The sequence below is a fragment of the Frankia sp. CpI1-P genome (genome assembly GCF_001421075.1).
Taxonomy (GTDB): domain Bacteria; phylum Actinomycetota; class Actinomycetes; order Frankiales; family Frankiaceae; genus Frankia; species Frankia torreyi.
This window is the reverse complement of the sequence record NZ_LJJX01000013.1, coordinates 108,864-124,401: the sequence shown is the minus strand read 5'-3', so window position 1 is coordinate 124,401 and position 15,538 is coordinate 108,864. Positions and strand designations below refer to the sequence as shown.

The 15,538-nt window shown below is 72.0% G+C and carries 11 protein-coding genes and 10 pseudogenes; 3 read left to right on the top strand and 18 right to left on the bottom strand.

Features of this window, described 5'->3' with window-relative positions:
- Positions 1-61: 61 nt before the first annotated feature.
- The 6 genes and pseudogenes from FF86_RS11460 to FF86_RS62180 form a co-directional block, all read right to left on the bottom strand.
- Positions 62-694: a CoA pyrophosphatase gene (locus FF86_RS11460; protein WP_082121779.1), complete on the bottom strand. Its 633-nt coding sequence runs from the start codon at positions 692-694 to the stop codon at positions 62-64.
- Between the two features lie 74 nt (positions 695-768).
- Complete coding sequence (locus FF86_RS11455) at positions 769-1,479, bottom strand: hypothetical protein (protein WP_044884509.1); 711 nt, start codon at positions 1,477-1,479, stop codon at positions 769-771.
- A gap of 119 nt (positions 1,480-1,598) precedes the next feature.
- Positions 1,599-2,210 carry a polysaccharide deacetylase family protein gene (locus tag FF86_RS11450; protein WP_236705396.1) on the bottom strand — a complete coding sequence of 204 codons (612 nt, stop codon included), beginning with the start codon at positions 2,208-2,210 and terminating at the stop codon, positions 1,599-1,601.
- A gap of 747 nt (positions 2,211-2,957) precedes the next feature.
- Complete coding sequence (locus FF86_RS11445; protein ID WP_082121778.1) at positions 2,958-3,734, bottom strand: ferredoxin reductase; 777 nt, start codon at positions 3,732-3,734, stop codon at positions 2,958-2,960.
- Between the two features lie 74 nt (positions 3,735-3,808).
- A pseudogene (locus FF86_RS11440) lies at positions 3,809-4,234 on the bottom strand (molybdopterin-dependent oxidoreductase); the annotation flags it as partial.
- A gap of 1 nt (position 4,235) precedes the next feature.
- Positions 4,236-4,408, bottom strand: a pseudogene (locus FF86_RS62180) (sulfite oxidase-like oxidoreductase); the annotation flags it as partial.
- A 265-nt stretch (positions 4,409-4,673) separates the two neighbouring features.
- On the opposite strand from FF86_RS62180, the gene FF86_RS11435 reads away from it, so the two are divergent.
- The gene (locus FF86_RS11435) at positions 4,674-5,636 is read left to right on the top strand and encodes a FadR/GntR family transcriptional regulator (protein WP_095212118.1); all 963 of its coding nucleotides are present in this window, start codon (positions 4,674-4,676) and stop codon (positions 5,634-5,636) included.
- Here the strand turns inward: FF86_RS11435 and cbiT are convergent.
- A pseudogene (gene cbiT / locus FF86_RS46235) lies at positions 5,637-6,214 on the bottom strand (precorrin-6Y C5,15-methyltransferase (decarboxylating) subunit CbiT); the annotation flags it as partial.
- A 1-nt stretch (position 6,215) separates the two neighbouring features.
- The coding region (gene cbiE, locus FF86_RS46230; protein WP_242418576.1) for a precorrin-6y C5,15-methyltransferase (decarboxylating) subunit CbiE at positions 6,216-7,088 on the bottom strand (873 nt) is incomplete at its 3' end.
- Positions 7,089-7,498: 410 nt separating this feature from the next.
- On the opposite strand from cbiE, the pseudogene FF86_RS11425 reads away from it, so the two are divergent.
- Positions 7,499-8,469 (top strand): annotated as a pseudogene (locus tag FF86_RS11425) (AMP-binding protein); the annotation flags it as partial.
- A 1-nt stretch (position 8,470) separates the two neighbouring features.
- Positions 8,471-8,977, top strand: a pseudogene (locus FF86_RS46225) (AMP-binding protein); the annotation flags it as partial.
- Between the two features lie 66 nt (positions 8,978-9,043).
- On the opposite strand, the pseudogene FF86_RS46220 reads toward FF86_RS46225, so the two are convergent.
- The 10 genes and pseudogenes from FF86_RS46220 to FF86_RS46195 form a co-directional block, all read right to left on the bottom strand.
- Positions 9,044-9,676 (bottom strand): annotated as a pseudogene (locus FF86_RS46220) (ATP-binding cassette domain-containing protein); the annotation flags it as partial.
- Between the two features lies 1 nt (position 9,677).
- Positions 9,678-10,829 (bottom strand): annotated as a pseudogene (locus FF86_RS46215) (ABC transporter transmembrane domain-containing protein); the annotation flags it as partial.
- Position 10,830: 1 nt separating this feature from the next.
- Positions 10,831-11,113, bottom strand: a pseudogene (locus FF86_RS46210) (ABC transporter ATP-binding protein); the annotation flags it as partial.
- On the bottom strand, positions 11,107-11,541 hold the full coding sequence (locus FF86_RS11415; RefSeq protein ID WP_044884505.1) for a lasso peptide biosynthesis B2 protein: 435 nt from the start codon (positions 11,539-11,541) through the stop codon (positions 11,107-11,109). The pseudogene FF86_RS46210 and the gene FF86_RS11415, both read right to left, overlap by 7 nt.
- Entirely contained in the window at positions 11,538-11,864 is a 327-nt protein-coding gene (locus FF86_RS11410; protein WP_242418574.1) for a lasso peptide biosynthesis PqqD family chaperone, read from the bottom strand. Before FF86_RS11410 ends, FF86_RS11415 begins: the two co-directional genes overlap by 4 nt.
- Before the next feature lie 90 nt (positions 11,865-11,954).
- Positions 11,955-12,672: pseudogene (locus FF86_RS46205) on the bottom strand (asparagine synthase-related protein); the annotation flags it as partial.
- 1 nt (position 12,673) lies between these two features.
- A partial coding sequence (locus FF86_RS46200) for an asparagine synthase-related protein (protein ID WP_242418595.1) occupies positions 12,674-13,214 on the bottom strand: 541 nt, incomplete at its 3' end.
- Between the two features lie 602 nt (positions 13,215-13,816).
- Positions 13,817-13,951 (bottom strand): hypothetical protein, encoded by a 135-nt coding sequence (locus tag FF86_RS62175; RefSeq protein WP_255355756.1) that lies wholly within the window; start codon positions 13,949-13,951, stop codon positions 13,817-13,819.
- Positions 13,952-14,136: 185 nt separating this feature from the next.
- Positions 14,137-15,135 carry an AfsR/SARP family transcriptional regulator gene (locus FF86_RS11400; protein ID WP_242418573.1) on the bottom strand — a complete coding sequence of 333 codons (999 nt, stop codon included), beginning with the start codon at positions 15,133-15,135 and terminating at the stop codon, positions 14,137-14,139.
- A 260-nt stretch (positions 15,136-15,395) separates the two neighbouring features.
- A pseudogene (locus FF86_RS46195) lies at positions 15,396-15,538 on the bottom strand (peptidoglycan-binding protein); the annotation flags it as partial.

Here is a 15,538-nt window from a genome sequence, read left to right as displayed (position 1 = left end):
CGCTGGATCAGGACCTGCCTGGGATGAGCATCGTCCGGAACCCGGAATCTCACGGGGTAGGTCAGCGCCAGGCGAAGACAGGCTGTTCGAACTCGGCGACCCGGGTATGCCGGCCGCGCAGCACCAGCTCGGCGAACTGGTAGAGGATGGCGCCCGTCGGGGCGTGGATGAGGCTGCCGAGCAACGGAAGCTGAATGACGGGCCGGTCGGATTCGGGAATGGTGAGAAAGCGCGGCCGCACGTCCAGCTCGTCGAGCGGTACGACGTGGACCGAGGCGACCTCTCGAGCCTCCGGGCTGGTGACCTGCAACCTCGAACCCGCCCAGAGCACCACCGGGGTCATCACGAAACCGGATCGGGTCGCGTAGTCGTCGAGGGTGCCGAGAACCTCCTCTGCCGGTAGCTCGACACCGACCTCCTCGGCGAGCTCGCGGAGTGCGGCGGTTGCGGCATCCTCGCCGTCCTCCGCCCGACCGCCGGGCAACGCCCACTGCCCCGCGTGCGTCCGCATGCGGGCGGCCCGGCGGGTGAGCAGAAAGCTGGGTCGGCCCTGCGCGTCCTCGCCGAGAGCCACCGCGACGGCGGCGAGGCGGCGCCCCGCGGCAGGCAGTCCCTGCCGCGGGAAGCCGGCCAGCGCCGCCGTCGCCCTGGTTCGCAGGTCGACCATGTCGTCACGGGTCACCTTGACATGCATACCAGCACGCGTGCCGACGTGGCGCCGGACGACGTTCCCGCGGCGACGCGAGGCGCCGGCGCGGATCGCTCGCCTCAGCTGTGGTCGCGGCGTCGACGGCGCCCAAGGGCAGTGTGTCCGCCCGCCGGAAGGGCCGATCCCGCCGAGTCGACCCCGGCCGGCGTTCCTTCCCCGGACGCGGGAGCTGACGGACGGTCACTCGGGTACACCTGCGGCTCAGACACGGGCGGCGCCAGCGTCTCCTCGCGGGCGCCACGCGAGCGCAGTGTCGTGCGCTCGCGGCGCCGACGGGCCGCGGCGACATCACGGACTCCGCGGACGCTCAACCTGCCCCAGGCCGTCGAGCCCAGGAAGAGGATTACGGCGCCCAGTCCGTAGAAGAAGCTGATCCACTCGACAGCCTGCCGCACGGACCCGCCGAGAGGCGCCCCGATCGAACCGAGGTGCCACGGTCCCGCAAGGGTTGGACCGATGATGAACCAGGCTCCGGCGGCGATCGCCAGCCAGGCTCCGAGCGCAGCGGTTCCCCTGTTGGTACTCGCCAGCAGCAACAGACCGCCGACGAACGCCGCGATGCCCGGCAGTACCTCGAGCCAGAACCGCGCGGAGGTCCAGGTCCAGGCGTCATCCTGGGTGAACGCGAAATCAAAGTAAGGGCCGACAAAGGGAATGAGCGCCCCCCAGATACCCAGGAGCATCAGCAGCAGGCCGGTGACAGCGCCACGGCTGCGGGGGATGTGCCAGGCGCCCAGCCCGCGGGCGTCCGCGTTGACGACGTCAGCCATCGGTTGCTCCCTCTCCTCGCCCTACAGCAGGGAGGGTGCCCCGGAAGATGGTCACCGAACCACCTGGTCAGCGCCCTGCGGAGCACTGGCCGACCGGGCGGCCGACGGCCGACGGCCGGTCAAAGTGGAACGAAGGAGAGCCCCCGCGCCCGTAGCAGGGGCAGCACCCGTCGCAGGGCCGCCACGGTCTGCGCGCGGTTTCCGCCGCCGTCGTGGCAGAGCAGGATGTCGCCGGGACGGGCGCTGCCCAGGGACTGTCGGATGGACGCGGTTCCCGGACGCGCCCAGTCCCGGGGATCCACGTCCCAGCCCAGGGAGGTCATGCCCAGGCCGGCCGCAGCCGCGAGGACGGCCGGGGACCAGTCTCCCCCCGGCGCGCGAAACAGCCGAGGTGGCTCAGCGCCCGCGTCGACTATCGCCGACTGGGCACGGGTCATCTCGATACGGATCTGATCCGGTGTGCGGCGACTGAACGGCTGCGGATGGGTCATCGAGTGGTTACACAGCGAATGGCCTTCCGCGACGATACGACGCACCAGCTCCGGGTTCGCCACCGCCTGCGCGCCCACCACCGAGAAGGTGGCCGAGACCCGGTTGAGGCGCAGGACATCGAGGATCCGGGGGGTCCACACCGGATGCGGACCATCGTCGATAGTCAGCGCTACGGAATCCGTCGGCGCATCCGGCCGCAGGTCGTGGATGCGGTAGGCGGGCGCCTTCGAAGCCGCCACCGCCGGGGGGGTGACTGTGGTGCCAGCGGTGCCAGCGGGACCAGTGGGACCCCCGGCCATTCCCGATCCGCGTGCGGCGCCGGAGCCGCCGGCAGTCTGCTGGCCTGCGGGGCGAACGGCACCTTGGCCCGCTCGGGACGCTCCCCCGACCGCTTGCGCCGGCTCGGCTGCGGTGAGCAGCACGATGCCCGCCGCGCTCGAAGCCGACCAGGCGAACAGTCGTCGACGGGAGACACGCGGCTCCGAGCGGTCGGCTCCGGTCCGGATGCCCGCCGTCGGCTCGCCGTCAGACGACCCAGGACCGTGGTCGCCGCTACTCATCCGGTGTCCCCACATCGCACCTGGCATTGCCGCTCATCTCACCGCTCCCCCGCTCTGCCCGGTGGTCCACGCATCCGCCCGGCGAGGGCACCTCCGTGAGCCGGAGTGGCCAACGCCGCCAACCGGCCCACCCCGATGAGGCCAGTGGGATGCCGATAGACCATACGACGGAATCGCGTACCTAAAGCAAGACGGACCCCACAATCAGGCAGATCCCTGACGATATTCCCAGATACTGGTGCCCAGCGTCAGGAAATTACTTCGCCGGGTACACATTTGCACCGGCCCGGTGGCGGGTGACGCCTCCCTGTCGCNGGGCGTAACGACNCCGAACCCCGGCCTCTGCCGCGGCAGTCGTGGTACCGCGATGCGCCGGACGCGACCAGGTGGACCGGCGCCACGGCCGTCAGCGGGTTGCGGCCGGCCTCAGCGCCCGCTCGGGCCGAATCGTTCGGTCCTGACTCGAGCCGGGTCATGGCCGAGTGCGACGAGCATGTCCGCGACGGACTCGACGAAGCCGTTCGGCCCGCAGACGTAGCACGTCGGCGCGAACGCGGCGGGCCACGCGACCGCGGACAGCTCGGCGAGACCGAGGCGATGCGGCGGGTTCGGCCAGTCCGGCGGCGTCGCCCTCGTGTAGACCCGCGTGAGGTCGAGGCCCGGGTCGGCTCGGGCGCGGTGACGCAGTTCCTCCGAGTAGTAGGCGTCGCCCGGCGTGCGCACCGAGTACGCCAGCCGGAACGGCGCCCGGCTCGCCGCGGCGGCGCGAGCCCGCACCATGGCCATCAGGGGAACGATGCCCGAGCCGCCGGCGACGAGGAGCACCGGATCTCGGTCCTGCGGACGCCAGACGAACCAGCCGCCGATCGGGCCGCGGATCTCCACCGGGTCGCCGACGGCGAAAACCTGCGTGAGGTACGGCGAGACCTCGCCATCCGCGACCCGCTGAACTGTGAGGACGACGCGCGAACCGTCGGTGGGAGCCGCCAGCGAGTAGCTACGGCGCGCGGTGTAGCCGTCCTCAGCGGTGAGGCGCACATCAACCCGTTGACCGGCGAGATGCCCCGGCCACTGCGGCACCTCGAGCACGAGAGTCCGCGCGCTCGGCGTCTCGTCGCGTACCTCGACCAGGCGGGCGACGCGCCAGGGTATCCGGCCAGCCGCCGTCGGCCGACCCGCCGGCTCCCGCAACGGCCCCGTCACATCCCCATCCCGCCTTTCTGCCCTGCGCTACCCCCGTCGACCGTCACCGGGACGACCGATCCCCCGCAGATCCGTCAGTCGCCGCGGTACCTCTGTTCGAGCCAGGGATCACCGCGCTCGTGATATCCGGCGGCCTCCCAGAAGCCCGGCTCGTCCTCGGGCAGGAGACGGATGCCGCGGACCCACTTGGCGGACTTCCAGAAATACAGGTGGGGCACGAGCAGGCGAGCCGGGCCACCATGCTCGGGGGCCAGGTCGTCGCCATCACAGCGATGGACGATCCAGGCCCGCCCGTCCAACAGATCGTCGAGCGGCAGATTGGTGGTGTAGCCACCGTAGGAGTAGGCGACGGCGAAGTCCGCCGAGGTCTCGACATCGGCGAGCAACACGTCCAGCGAGACGCCCTGCCACACCGTGTCCAGCTTGGACCACTGGGTGACACAGTGGATGTCGACCGTCGGCGTCTCGCTCGGCAGGGCCAGAAACTCCGGCCAGCTCCANCAATACCGGCGTCCGACCTCGTTGGTGATCACGAACTCCCACTGGTCGCGCGCCACCCGCGGAGTCGGCCCCGCGGAGAGGACCGGGAACCCTTTTTCCAGGTACTGACCTGGTGGAAGGCGGGGACGACCAGACCGCCGGCGGCCGTGAAAGCCCGGCGAGACGATGCCCATGGACCACACGTACCACAGCCGGACTCGTCGGGGCGCTCGTTGTATTCACCGCCGCGCGAGAGGGATATCACCTTCGAGCAGCCGGGCAACCATCTGCAGACCGAAGCCGGACACGTCCCTCCGACAACCGCAGCCACAACCTCGCCGGCGATCGCCCGGCAATCCGGGCGAAAGGCGTCTGTTAACATAAACAGCCCGCACAGTCCACTGATACTCGACGATCACCGATCGGCGACCGACGCGCGCCTTCGCAGGAGGACCGCTCATGGCCCGGCCAGCCGCCCCGGCGGCATCCCGCCCAGGCTCATCGCAGGCACCATCCGCACCGGTCGGCGGCCAGGCGGCGACCGAGCCACCGGGCTCCCGCCCGGCCGACGACGATCCGATCGCGCGAGTTCCTCCGCCCACCGGTTCGGTCCCGGTGAGCGCGGCACCGGTGGGCCGGCGGGTCCGTGTCCCCAAGACCGCGGAGCTGGTTGCCAGCCAACTACGACGGAGGATCATCCGCGGCGAACTCACCGAGGGTGATGCGCTTCCCCCCGAACCCACCCTGATGACGCAGTTCGGCGTCTCCCGGCCCACCCTGCGCGAGGCCTTTCGGGTCCTCGAGGCGGAGGCGCTGATCTCGGTGCGCCGCGGGGCCCATGGCGGGGCACGGGTTCACCTCCCGAGTCCAACGGTTGCCGCCCGCTATGCCGGCCTCGTCCTCGAACATCGCGGCGCCACCCTGGGCGACGTTCATCAGGCCAGCGCCGTCATCGAGCCACCGTGCGCGGCGCTGCTCGCCGAGCGGCACAGTCCGGCAGACGTGTCGGTCCTGCGCGGCATCCTCGCCGAGGCCGACGAGGTCGCCGACGATCCGGCCGCGCTCGCGGCGGCGCAGGCTGCCTTTCACCTGGCCGTGGTCGAGCTCACCGGCAACAAGTCCCTGTCCGTGGTCACCGGCATGCTGCAACATCTCGTCGAGTTGACCAACGCCCAGCACGGGCACGCGGCCGTCGGCGCGAGTCCCGACGCATCGCCCGCGCCGACGGCGGCCGTCGACCGGGCGACCGACAATCGGCTGAGCGTCGATGCCACCCGGCAGATCCACGCCACACTTGTCGACCTCGTCGAGATCGGCGATGCGGCGGGCGCCGACCGCCACTGGCGGCTGCACCTGGCTGCACCCGATCACGCGATACCGGGAGGGCCGGCCGACCGCTGCGTCCTGGATCTGCTCGGCTGATCAGCAGCCGCTGTCCGCGGCGTGGTCACCCGGCCAGACCGTCCACTGGGTGACCGGCATGGCCGAGCGCCACCCGGTGAAGCCACCGACCGGTGACGCTCGGCTTACCGACAGACGGATCAGGTCCCCGCCCCGCCGTGCGTACCAGGCCGCGAGCACCGCCTCGGACTCGAGGGTCACCGCGTTGACGACGAGCCGGCCGCGGCCTCGCAGCGCCGCCCAGCAGGCTTCGAGCAGCCCAACAGCCGTGACACCGCCACCGACGAAGACCGCATCGGGTGCCGGCAGCCCCGCCAGGACCTGCGGGGCCCGGCCCGCGACGACCTGCAGCCCGGGCACTCCCAGACTCGTGGCATTACGACGGATACGCTCCGCTCGATCGACGCGGGGCTCGATGGCGATCGCCCGGCAGGTGGCATGGGCGCGCATCCACTCGATGGCGATGCTGCCGGAGCCCGCCCCCACGTCCCACAGCAGCTCGCCGGGAACAGGACCGAGCCTGGCCAGGGTGACCGCCCGGATTTCACGTTTGGTGATCTGACCATCGTGCTCGAACGCGTCGTCGGGCAACCCGGGTGNGCGCGGCCGGTGGGCGGCCCCGGGCCCGGGGCACGGCTCGACGGCGGCCACGTTGAGGTCGGCCGGGGGGCGCAGTGCCCGCACCGTCGGCTCGCTGCTCGGCCCCGGCGGGCTGTCGTCCCTGCTGCCTAGTGGGCTGCCTACCGTGCTGCCTTGGTGGGAAGAGGCGGCGTCGCGCCAGACGGCAGACGCGACCGCCCATTCATGGGCGGTCGCCCGCTGCTGAGCCTCGTCGGCCGCACCGAGCCGTTCCAGCACCGTCATCGGGCTCGCGCCGTAGCCGCGGTCGACCAGCAGATCAGCGAGCGCGAGGGGCGTGGTCCCGTCAGCGCTGAGAACCAGTAGTCGGCGATGCGGCGCGAGCGCGGCGTGTACCTGAGCCAACGGGCGGCCCACCGCGCTCACGACGTCGACCCCGTCCATGGCCCAACCCAGACGGGCGCAGGCCAGGGACACCGACGAGGGATGGGTGAACACCCGTACCCGATCCGCCCCGAGCAGGCGAACGAGCGTGGTGCCGATCCCGTGGAACATCGGATCGCCACTGGCGAGGACGCAGACGTCGCCGACAGGGTTCGAGCTTCGCGCCGCGGGACGCCGGGGATCGCCGCCGGGCTGTGCGCCCGTGTCTGCGTCGACGCCGCTCGTCCCGGCCACCGGTATGCCGTGCTCCGCGAGCAGGTCGGCGAGGGCTGGCAGCAGCGGCGACGGCCAGGTCACCCTGCGCGCGGTGATCCGGTGCCCACCGGCCCGTTCCGGGATGAGATCGAGCTGTCGCTGCGCCCCTAGCAGAACGTCGGCGCAGCGGACGGCGTCACGCGCCGCCGTGGACAGGCCGGTCCAGCCGTCCGCGCCCACACCGACGACGGTCACCCGCGCTGATACACACGGATCCGCGGACCTCGGGTCGGACGAGGGCTCGGACTCCGACACCAGACCCGACACCGAACCCGACACCGACGCTGGATCTGACACAGCACGCCAGCGTAGTCCCGCGCCGGACCACAGGCCCACGGGTCGACCGGACCACGAAGCCGGCTGCGTGTGCCGGATCAGCACCGGCTGCGGCCCGGCCTCCAGGTCTGACAAACCGTGGGCTCCGCCACCGCGACAGCCCGTACCGTCGTGGGGGGTGGCCGTCGCGGTAAGCCGCCGGGACCATGCCCACAGCCCCAGAGATGCCCGCAGCCCTGAATGCCCACAGCTCTGAATGTCCACAGCTCCAAATGTCCACAGCTCTGAGACGCGGACTGCGGTTCCCGATGCGGCGAGAGGANCCGGACGTGACGCTGCTGTTCCCACCCCTGGACGTCGATCACGATGCTCCTGCCGTGCAGGTCGGGGATGTGGTCCTCTCCCGGGCCGAGCTGCTGGGGGCCGCAGCGACCGTCGCCGGTCGCGTCGCGGGAGCCGGGACCGTCGCGGTGCACGCCGAGGCCTCGATGGCCACTGTCGTGTCCGTCGTCGGATGTCTGCTCGCCGGGGTGCCCGCGGTCCCGGTGCCACCGGATTCCGGGCCGCGGGAGCGCGGCCACATCCTGCGGGACTCGCGCGCCGAGCTGCTGCTCGGCAGCCCGGACTGGGACGACCTGGCAATCCCGGTGGTGCCTGTCGATCCCACCGCCCGCACGGCGTTGCCGTCCGCCACGAACAGGGCGCCCGCGAGCGCAGCGAGCGTCGATGAACCGGTCGGGATCACGACCGCCCCGCCCGCGCTCATCCTGTACACCTCCGGCACGACCGGAGCACCCAAAGGCGTGATGGTGCCCGCCGCGGCCATCGCCGCCGACCTCGACGCCCTCGCCGAGGCATGGGCCTGGACCCCGGAAGACACCCTCGTGCACGGGCTGCCGCTGTTCCACGTGCACGGACTCGTCCTGGGTGTTCTCGGCGCGCTGCGGGTCGGCAGCCGACTGGTCCACACCGTCCGGCCGACACCGACCGCGTATGCGGCGGCCGGTGGCAGCCTGTACTTCGGCGTGCCGACCGTCTGGTCCCGGGTCTGCGACGACCCGGTCAGCGCCCGGGCCCTGGCCACGGCTCGGCTGCTCGTCTCCGGCAGTGCACCCCTGCCGACGCCGATTCTGAATCGGCTCGCCACGCTCACCGGCCTGGCACCCATAGAGCGATACGGGATGACCGAGACGCTGATCACGACGAGCAGCCGCGCCGATGGCGAGCGCCGCGCCGGCTGGGTAGGCCCGCCGCTGAAGGACGTACGCACCAGGCTCGTCGACGACGAGACCGGCGCTCCNCTGCCGGCCGACGGGCAGAGCATCGGCGAGTTGCAGGTCCAGGGGCCGACCCTGTACGGGGGCTACCTGGGCAGCCCGGAGGTCACCGCCGACACCTTCACGACCGATGGCTGGTTCCGTACCGGTGACGCTGCGGTGATCGCGCCGGACGGGCACCACCGGATCGTCGGACGGCGGTCGACCGACCTCATCAAGTCCGGGGGATATCGCATAGGCGCGGGTGAGGTGGAGGCGGCGCTCCTGGCCCATCCGGAGGTGCGGGAGGCCGCCGTCATCGGCCTCCCCGACGACGATCTCGGCCAGCGGATCGCCGCCTTCGTTGTCGCCCCCGATCTGCTCGATGGCGGGAGGAGCAGCAGGTCTGCGGCCGGAGACCTCACCGACTTCGTGGCCCGGGAACTGTCCGTCCACAAGCGGCCTCGAGAGATCCACTTCGTCACCGAGCTACCTCGCAATCCCATGGGCAAGGTCCGCAAGTCCGCCCTGGCCCCTCCGGCGGCGCGATAGCGGCACTGGTGAGATCGAGGCCGGGTGGAGCAGGGACGGGGTTCCGAGGAGGGATGCCCGGCCCGTTCACCCCACGACGGCACGACGCCCTGCCCGACGGCGCCCCAGCGGACTGAGTGACCCCGGGTGGCTGTCACCGCCTTCCGTCGGCGGCGGTCCGAACGGACCTGCCGGCGGCCGCCGCTGCTCGTCGCGCGCGGTCCGGTCTCCCGCCGCTCCCGCAGGCCGCGCCGGCGGGGCTGTGGCGAGCCCCCGATAGAACGCACTGGTCGCCATCAGCTCGTCGTGGGTGCCCTCCGCGATCACCCGGCCCTCGTCCAGCACGATGATGCGGTCGGCCGCCCGGACCGTCGAGATGCGGTGCGCGATGACGAGCAGGGCGCGCTCGGCGGCGATCCGGCGCATCGCCTGGGTCAGCACACGCTCGTTGACGGCATCGAGCTGCGAGGTCGGCTCGTCCAACAGCAGTACGGCGGGGTTCGGCAGCAGCGCACGGGCGATCGCCACCCGCTGCCGCTCGCCGCCGGAGAGCAGCACGCCGTGATCGCCTACCGCGGTGTGCAGCCCATCAGGCAGCCGGTTGACGAGGTCCCTCAATCCAGCCGTCGCCACCACCTGCGCAATCTCGTCCTCGGCCGCGTCCGGCATCGCGTAAACGATGTTGTCCCGCAGGGTGCCGTGCAGCACCGGCGTGTTCTGNTCAACCAGGTTCACCCAGGTCCGGGCACTGCTGCGGGAGATGGAACGGACATTTCGGCCCGCGAAAAGGATCTGCCCCTCGTCCGGATCGTAGAACCGCTCCACGAGTTCGAGAACGGTCGACTTGCCAGCTCCCGAGGCTCCGACCAGCGCGACGTGGCCCCGCCGGGGCACCTGGAACGACACTCCACGCAGCACCGGCGTCGTGGTGTAGGCAAAATGCACCTCTCGCAGCTCGATCGCCGCCGCCCGGTCGCCCTCACCCACCGTCCCCCGCGCTGCGGCCACCGCGGGCCGTTCCCCTCCAGCCCCTCCAGCCGTTCCAGACCCTCCAGCCGCTCCGGCCGCCTGCTCCGGCGAGGGGCAGCACGTGACCTGAGCCTGCCCCGACGCCCCCTGCGCGAGCAGGGCCACGGCGGGCGGTGTCAACCCGGCGGGCCAGGCGGTCGCGATCGTGCGCAGCGGACCGCGCAACACGGTGTCGTCGTCCTCCCGCGGCAGTGCGAACACGGCGTTGACCCGCGCGAGCGCCCCGAGCCCGCGCTGGATCGTGGCGGCGGATTCGATGAGCTGAGACAACGGCATGACCAGGTAGGTCGCGTAGAGGAGGAAGGCGACGAGGCTGCCGAGCGAGACCGAGCCCCGAGCCACCAGCACCCCACCGGCCAGCAGGACGGCCAGGACGCTGCCCTGCACGGCCAGTTGCATGGCGGGCGCAATGATCGAGTCCAGCTTTGCCATGCGGATACCTGCCTGGTAAGCGGCGGAGGCGTGATCGCCTATTCGCTCGGCCTCGCGGGCCTCGGCCCGGTTCGCCCGCACGGTACGGATCGCGACCAAGGCCCGTTCCAGGTCCGCGGTCATGCCTCCCACGCTCGCCTGCCCACGCTCGGACACCGCTCGGATGCGAGACAGCGCACCGAGGACCACCACCCCGGCCACCGCGACCACTGCGAGGACGAGCAGGAACAGCCACGGATTAAGCCACACCATCAGGGCGACGGCGCCGGCCACCCCGATCAGGCTGGTGACGAGCGAGGTGAAGCTGTAGGCCACCGCCTCCCGAACCACAGTGGTGTCCGTGTTCGCCCGCGAGATGAGGTCCCCGATCCGACGGGTGTCGAAGATCTGCACCCGCAGCGCCAGCAGATGGNCGATCAGCCGTCGGCGCAGGCCGAGCAGGATCCCCTGACCGGCTCGTTCCAGCAGGTAGTGCCCGACGGTGTCAATGATCGCCTGGCAGACGAACAGACCCAGAAGCGACCCGACCAGCCACAACGGGATACCACCGGCCTGCGCGGCGTCGATCACCCTCATCACGAGCAGTGGTTGGAGCACTCCGACGCCGGTACCGATCACGGTCAGCACCGTGGCGATCACCACGGGCCGTCCGTGCCCACGCAACAACGCCCAGAGCTCGGCCAGCCCCCTCACCACGGTTCGGTCCCCGGCCCGACGGCGAGCAGCGCACGCAGGTATCCGGGCGGCACCGACTCACCGACGATCACACCGTCCGCTTCGACCCACGCATGCGCGGCGAACGGCGCGACGGTTCGCACCCCGACGCACCAGGTCGGCACGCTGCCTGTCATCCGGCACAGCAGGGTGGTGGCGATCGAACGGGGAACGCAGCCTCGTTCCTCCCGACAGGTGAGGCTCACGGCCATCACCGCCTGGCGTGCGGCGAGCGCGCTGGCGTAGTCCGCCGGCCGAGCGCCCTCGCCAAGCCGGCCCAGCACCCGACGGATGCGTGCCGGCGACTGAGTAGCGAGCAGCCGTGCCGCCCCGACCGCGGCCATCGCCCCCAGTCGACGCCCGGGGCGCAGTGCGATCTCCGATCGTTCGACCACCATCGGCGCCGTCACCGCCGTGCCTCCGGCCTGCCCGCATCGTTGCCGGGGCATCCCGCCTCGACCTCGGGCGACCAGCGAGCCTCGGACTCCGGCTCGATCAGGCCGACGTCGGCGAGCTGGGCCAGCAGACCCTCGACATCGCGGCGCGCGACCTGCGGATCGACCTCTACGGTCGTGCACAGCTCCCGCACGGCGGCGGCGACGTCTCCCCCGTCCAACAGGACGCGGAGAACCAGATCACCCGAGGGGTTGAGCGTCCAGTACCGCCCGTCTTCGGTGTGCAGAAGCACGGCACCGTACTCGGTCGGCGCCCGCACCACGTCGGATCGCAACATCACCATGTCCACTCCCGCTGGTCCGTCGATCTTCGGCAGATCTCCCAGGCCATCCGTGCCGGCGCCGGGGCGCCCGCGACCCGCCTGCGCTCAGCCGCAGCGGCCGGCGAGGGTACGTAGCCACGCGTCGGCCGCGAAGGTCGGTCGGAGGGCCTGGAGCCGGCGGTCCGTCGCGGCCCCTTGCCGGCACGCCTCCCGGAGCGCCTCCGGCTCGATGAGTCCGAGGTCGGCCAGCGGCGAGTCCTCGCACAGCCCGACCAGAACGCCACGATTCGCAGGCAACCCCCGGCCCTGCTCGGCGTCGGCGCCGCCAGAGATCTTTTGAAGCAGGCAGTTCGCCGGTACCACCTGCCGCATCGCCTCCTTGAGCAGCGGCTCGTTTTCCCAGGGAGAGGCGCGCTCCTCCGCCCGGACGGCGAGCGCGGCGCGGACGACCCGGTCGTCGAGAAACGGCGCGCTCAGCGGCGGGCCGACCGGGCTGGCCATCTGATCGAACAGCCGGAAGGCGGACGCGGCGGCCCGGATCGCGAACAGGTCGGCGTGTCCGTCCCGCGTCGGCGCCAGGGGGGCGTCTCGGCGAGCCACGTCGGCGACGGCCTCGGCGATGAGCCTCAGGGCGGCGCGGGTCAGCCAGCCCGGGACGATCGGCGGCAGCGTCCAGTCCAGGGCCGCCGCCGCATGGGGGGACTCGGGCCGCGCGGGGCCTCCCCCGAGCGGAGCCTGGTCGAGGGCCCGGGCCAGGTCGAACAGGCAGTCGCGGTAGTCCCGACGGCGCATCATCCGCAGGCTCGCGGCCCACGGCCAGCCCNCCCGGGCACGGAAGCCGCGCAGGTGCTGCAACGTGGTCCAGGGCCGTCGGCGAGCCAGTCGAGACAGGTAGTTCGGCGCCCCCTGCGCGACCTGCTCACCGCCGAAGCCGGTCAGGTGCAGGCGAGGACCGTAGAGAGCGACGCGGTCGAGGCCCGCCCGCATCCTCGCCCGATCCACGAGGCCGACGAAGGGACGGTCGAGCGCCTCATCGGCGGAGGCGATGCCGTCGAAGACAAGCGGGAGCTCGCTTGCGGGCAGAATCTCCCGAGCGACACCAGGCAGCGAGACCGCCGCGTCGGCTGACCAGCGTGCATCGTTGCCATCGGGGTCCTGGGCGATCCGGGTGACCGCGACGATGTCGGCGGGGCCGCGGGCCGCCAGGCAGCACACGGCGGTCGAAGCCAGCCCGCCGGACAGGTCGGCGCTGACGGTGCGTCCCGCTGCCACCCGCACGGACACCGCCTCGGCGAGGGCCGCTCGCAGGATCGGCGCGCCCTCGGCCCGCGAACGCACCGACGCCGGCTGCCGCCACCAGCGCATCCGCTCGACCCGTCCATCACGATCCAGGAACAGGTAGTGGTCGGGTGGCACGGTCTCGACCGACTCCCACGGGACGAGGTCGTCAAGCGGATATGGCGGGAATGGATCAAGCAGCGACAGGGCCAGCGCCGTGCGGTCCAGCTCACTGCCGGCCAGCTCGGCCAGGACGTCGGCGCGGTCCGCGGCGACGTGCTGCCCCCCGGACAACGCGGTGAAGATCCGCCGCGTGCCGGTCGGGCTGCCCTGGAGCCTGCACTGCCCGTTGATCTCGGCGATGACGTGGNAGTCCCCGGCCACGGCGCGCGCGACGTCGAGGGAATGCACATCCCGGGCGGCCATCAGCAGGCGTAGGAGCTGGCTGGAATTCGCCTCGACTCGGCCGACCAGTGCTATCCGGGCACGATGGGTCGCCGCGCTGACCATCGCGTCGTCCGGCCAGTCGCCGACGAGCCACGGCCGCCCCGAGGGGTATCGCAGCACCCGACGGACCGCGGCAGGCAGCACCACCGGATCCCGGTCCGACAGGGCGACAAACCAGCAGCTCGGCCGGGGTGACGCGAGCCGGGCGTCGTGGCCCGGCCGCCGAGCCGTGATGGGCGTGGTCACCACAGCCCCAGGGGCTCAGTGGAGAAGCCCGCCAGCATCGAATCCGCCACCGGCGCGATCGCGCTCCCGGCCCGGGGCCGCTGCCGCAGATCAACCGGCCGCCGCCAGGCGCTGGGACAGGTCGCCGTCATGGGTGCCCTCCCTGTTCGCGTTCCTCCGCGTGGCGGGCAGAAGGCAAAGTCCGCCGCGCGACGGTCGGCATCCAAAAGGTGTCCCGCCTCCCGGCGGATGGGCCGGCCCCGCTCCTGCGAGCGCTACCGCAGATCAGCGGACCGGACGGAGCGGTCCCACGCCCAAGGGGATTCCCGCGGGACGTTCAGTGGCGGTTCAGCGGTGCCGGCATGCCCGTCGGCTCCGAGGAGGACCGCGGCCAGCCGCGCTCCGGGTCCAGAACCTCCTGATGGACCCGGCGCAGCTCCGCACCGGGTTCGATCCCGAGCTCGGTGACCATCCGCCGGTACAGGCCGCGGTACTCACGCAGCGCCTCGGCCCGGCGACCGCTGCGCTCCAGGGCGACGAGGAGCTGCGCCCAGAGACGCTCGCGGGTCGGGTACTCCACGGCGAGCGCGCGCAACGCCGGAAGCACCTGGTCGTGCTCACCGAGTGCGAGGCGCGCGTCTATCAGCGCCTCGCGGGCCGACCACCGGGCCTCCTCCAAGCGGAGGCTCTCGGCGCCACCGACCTCGGCCGGCAACTCGTCGAACGCGCTTCCGCGCCACCATCCGAGCGCCTGCTCCAGCAGCTCGGCGGCCTGGGCAGGCGCGTCGGCGCGGGCCGCGACCCGGCCGCGTTCGACTGCCTGCTCGAAGCGGACGACGTCGATCTCGTCGGGGGCGACGATCAGGCGATACTCCCCTGGGCGACTCTCGATGCGTCCGGGGCCGGCCGGTCGGCGAAGGACCGCGGCCCGCGGGCCCACCGCCCTGATCGACGCCGGCACGGCCGGATCCCCGACCGGCGTGGGCAGCGTGTGCCGCAGTTCGGACAGGTAGGTCTTGATGTTGCCGAGGGCAGACCTGGGCGCATCGTCCTGCCAGAGCGCCAGACACATCTCTTCCACCGAGGTCCACCGTCCGGCGTGCAGAAGCAGCGTGAGCAGCAGCGCCCGCTTCTTGCGCTGGTCGATGCGGACGCGCTCCCCCGGCCCACGCCAGACCTCAAGCGGGCCCAGCACGGCAAACACGACACCGGACCCGGGCCCGGGCGCCGCCGCCGCCGCGGAGCCGGACCACCGGGAGCCGTGACCTGGTTCGCCGGGAGTCCGGACGCCGGGACGGGCGATCGGGCCCGCAACGGTTCCGAGCTCGTCGACCATGATGATCCTCGTCGGTCGGAGATCCTCGCTGATCGGGCCCCGTTCCACACCTCGCCCGGGGACCGGCGGCCCCGTCTGGGCCGGTGCAGGGAATACCCCGTTCGACCGGCGGATAGTCCTCTCCCCCGGCGAGATGCGTCCTCGCGGCGGGATGCGTCCTCGCCGCGGGATGCGACGACGCCCGGCTGCCACACACGACAGCGCCGCCGGGTGAGGCTCGGGAGCGTCACCCGGCGGCGCCGCGGCCGCCCTGCGATTCCTCAGATGCCGAGGCTGGCGCGGGTCTGGGGCCCGACGACGCCATCCACCAGCAGACCGTGCTTGAGCTGGTAGTCCTTGACCATGTGGTTCGTCTGGTAGCCAAACTGGCCGTCGACCTGGATCGGGTAACCGAGGTTGGCCA

What these genes read in the sequence shown, in the direction of transcription:
- FF86_RS11460 (WP_082121779.1), bottom strand. Translation starts at nt 694, where the DNA reads ATGCATGTCAAGGTGACCCGTGACGACATGGTCGACCTGCGAACCAGG.
- FF86_RS11455 (WP_044884509.1), bottom strand. Translation starts at nt 1,479, where the DNA reads ATGGCTGACGTCGTCAACGCGGACGCCCGCGGGCTGGGCGCCTGGCAC.
- FF86_RS11435 (WP_095212118.1), top strand. Translation starts at nt 4,674, where the DNA reads ATGGCCCGGCCAGCCGCCCCGGCGGCATCCCGCCCAGGCTCATCGCAG.
- FF86_RS11410 (WP_242418574.1), bottom strand. Translation starts at nt 11,864, where the DNA reads ATGTTGCGATCCGACGTGGTGCGGGCGCCGACCGAGTACGGTGCCGTG.
- FF86_RS62175 (WP_255355756.1), bottom strand. Translation starts at nt 13,951, where the DNA reads ATGACGGCGACCTGTCCCAGCGCCTGGCGGCGGCCGGTTGATCTGCGG.
- FF86_RS11400 (WP_242418573.1), bottom strand. Translation starts at nt 15,135, where the DNA reads ATGGTCGACGAGCTCGGAACCGTTGCGGGCCCGATCGCCCGTCCCGGC.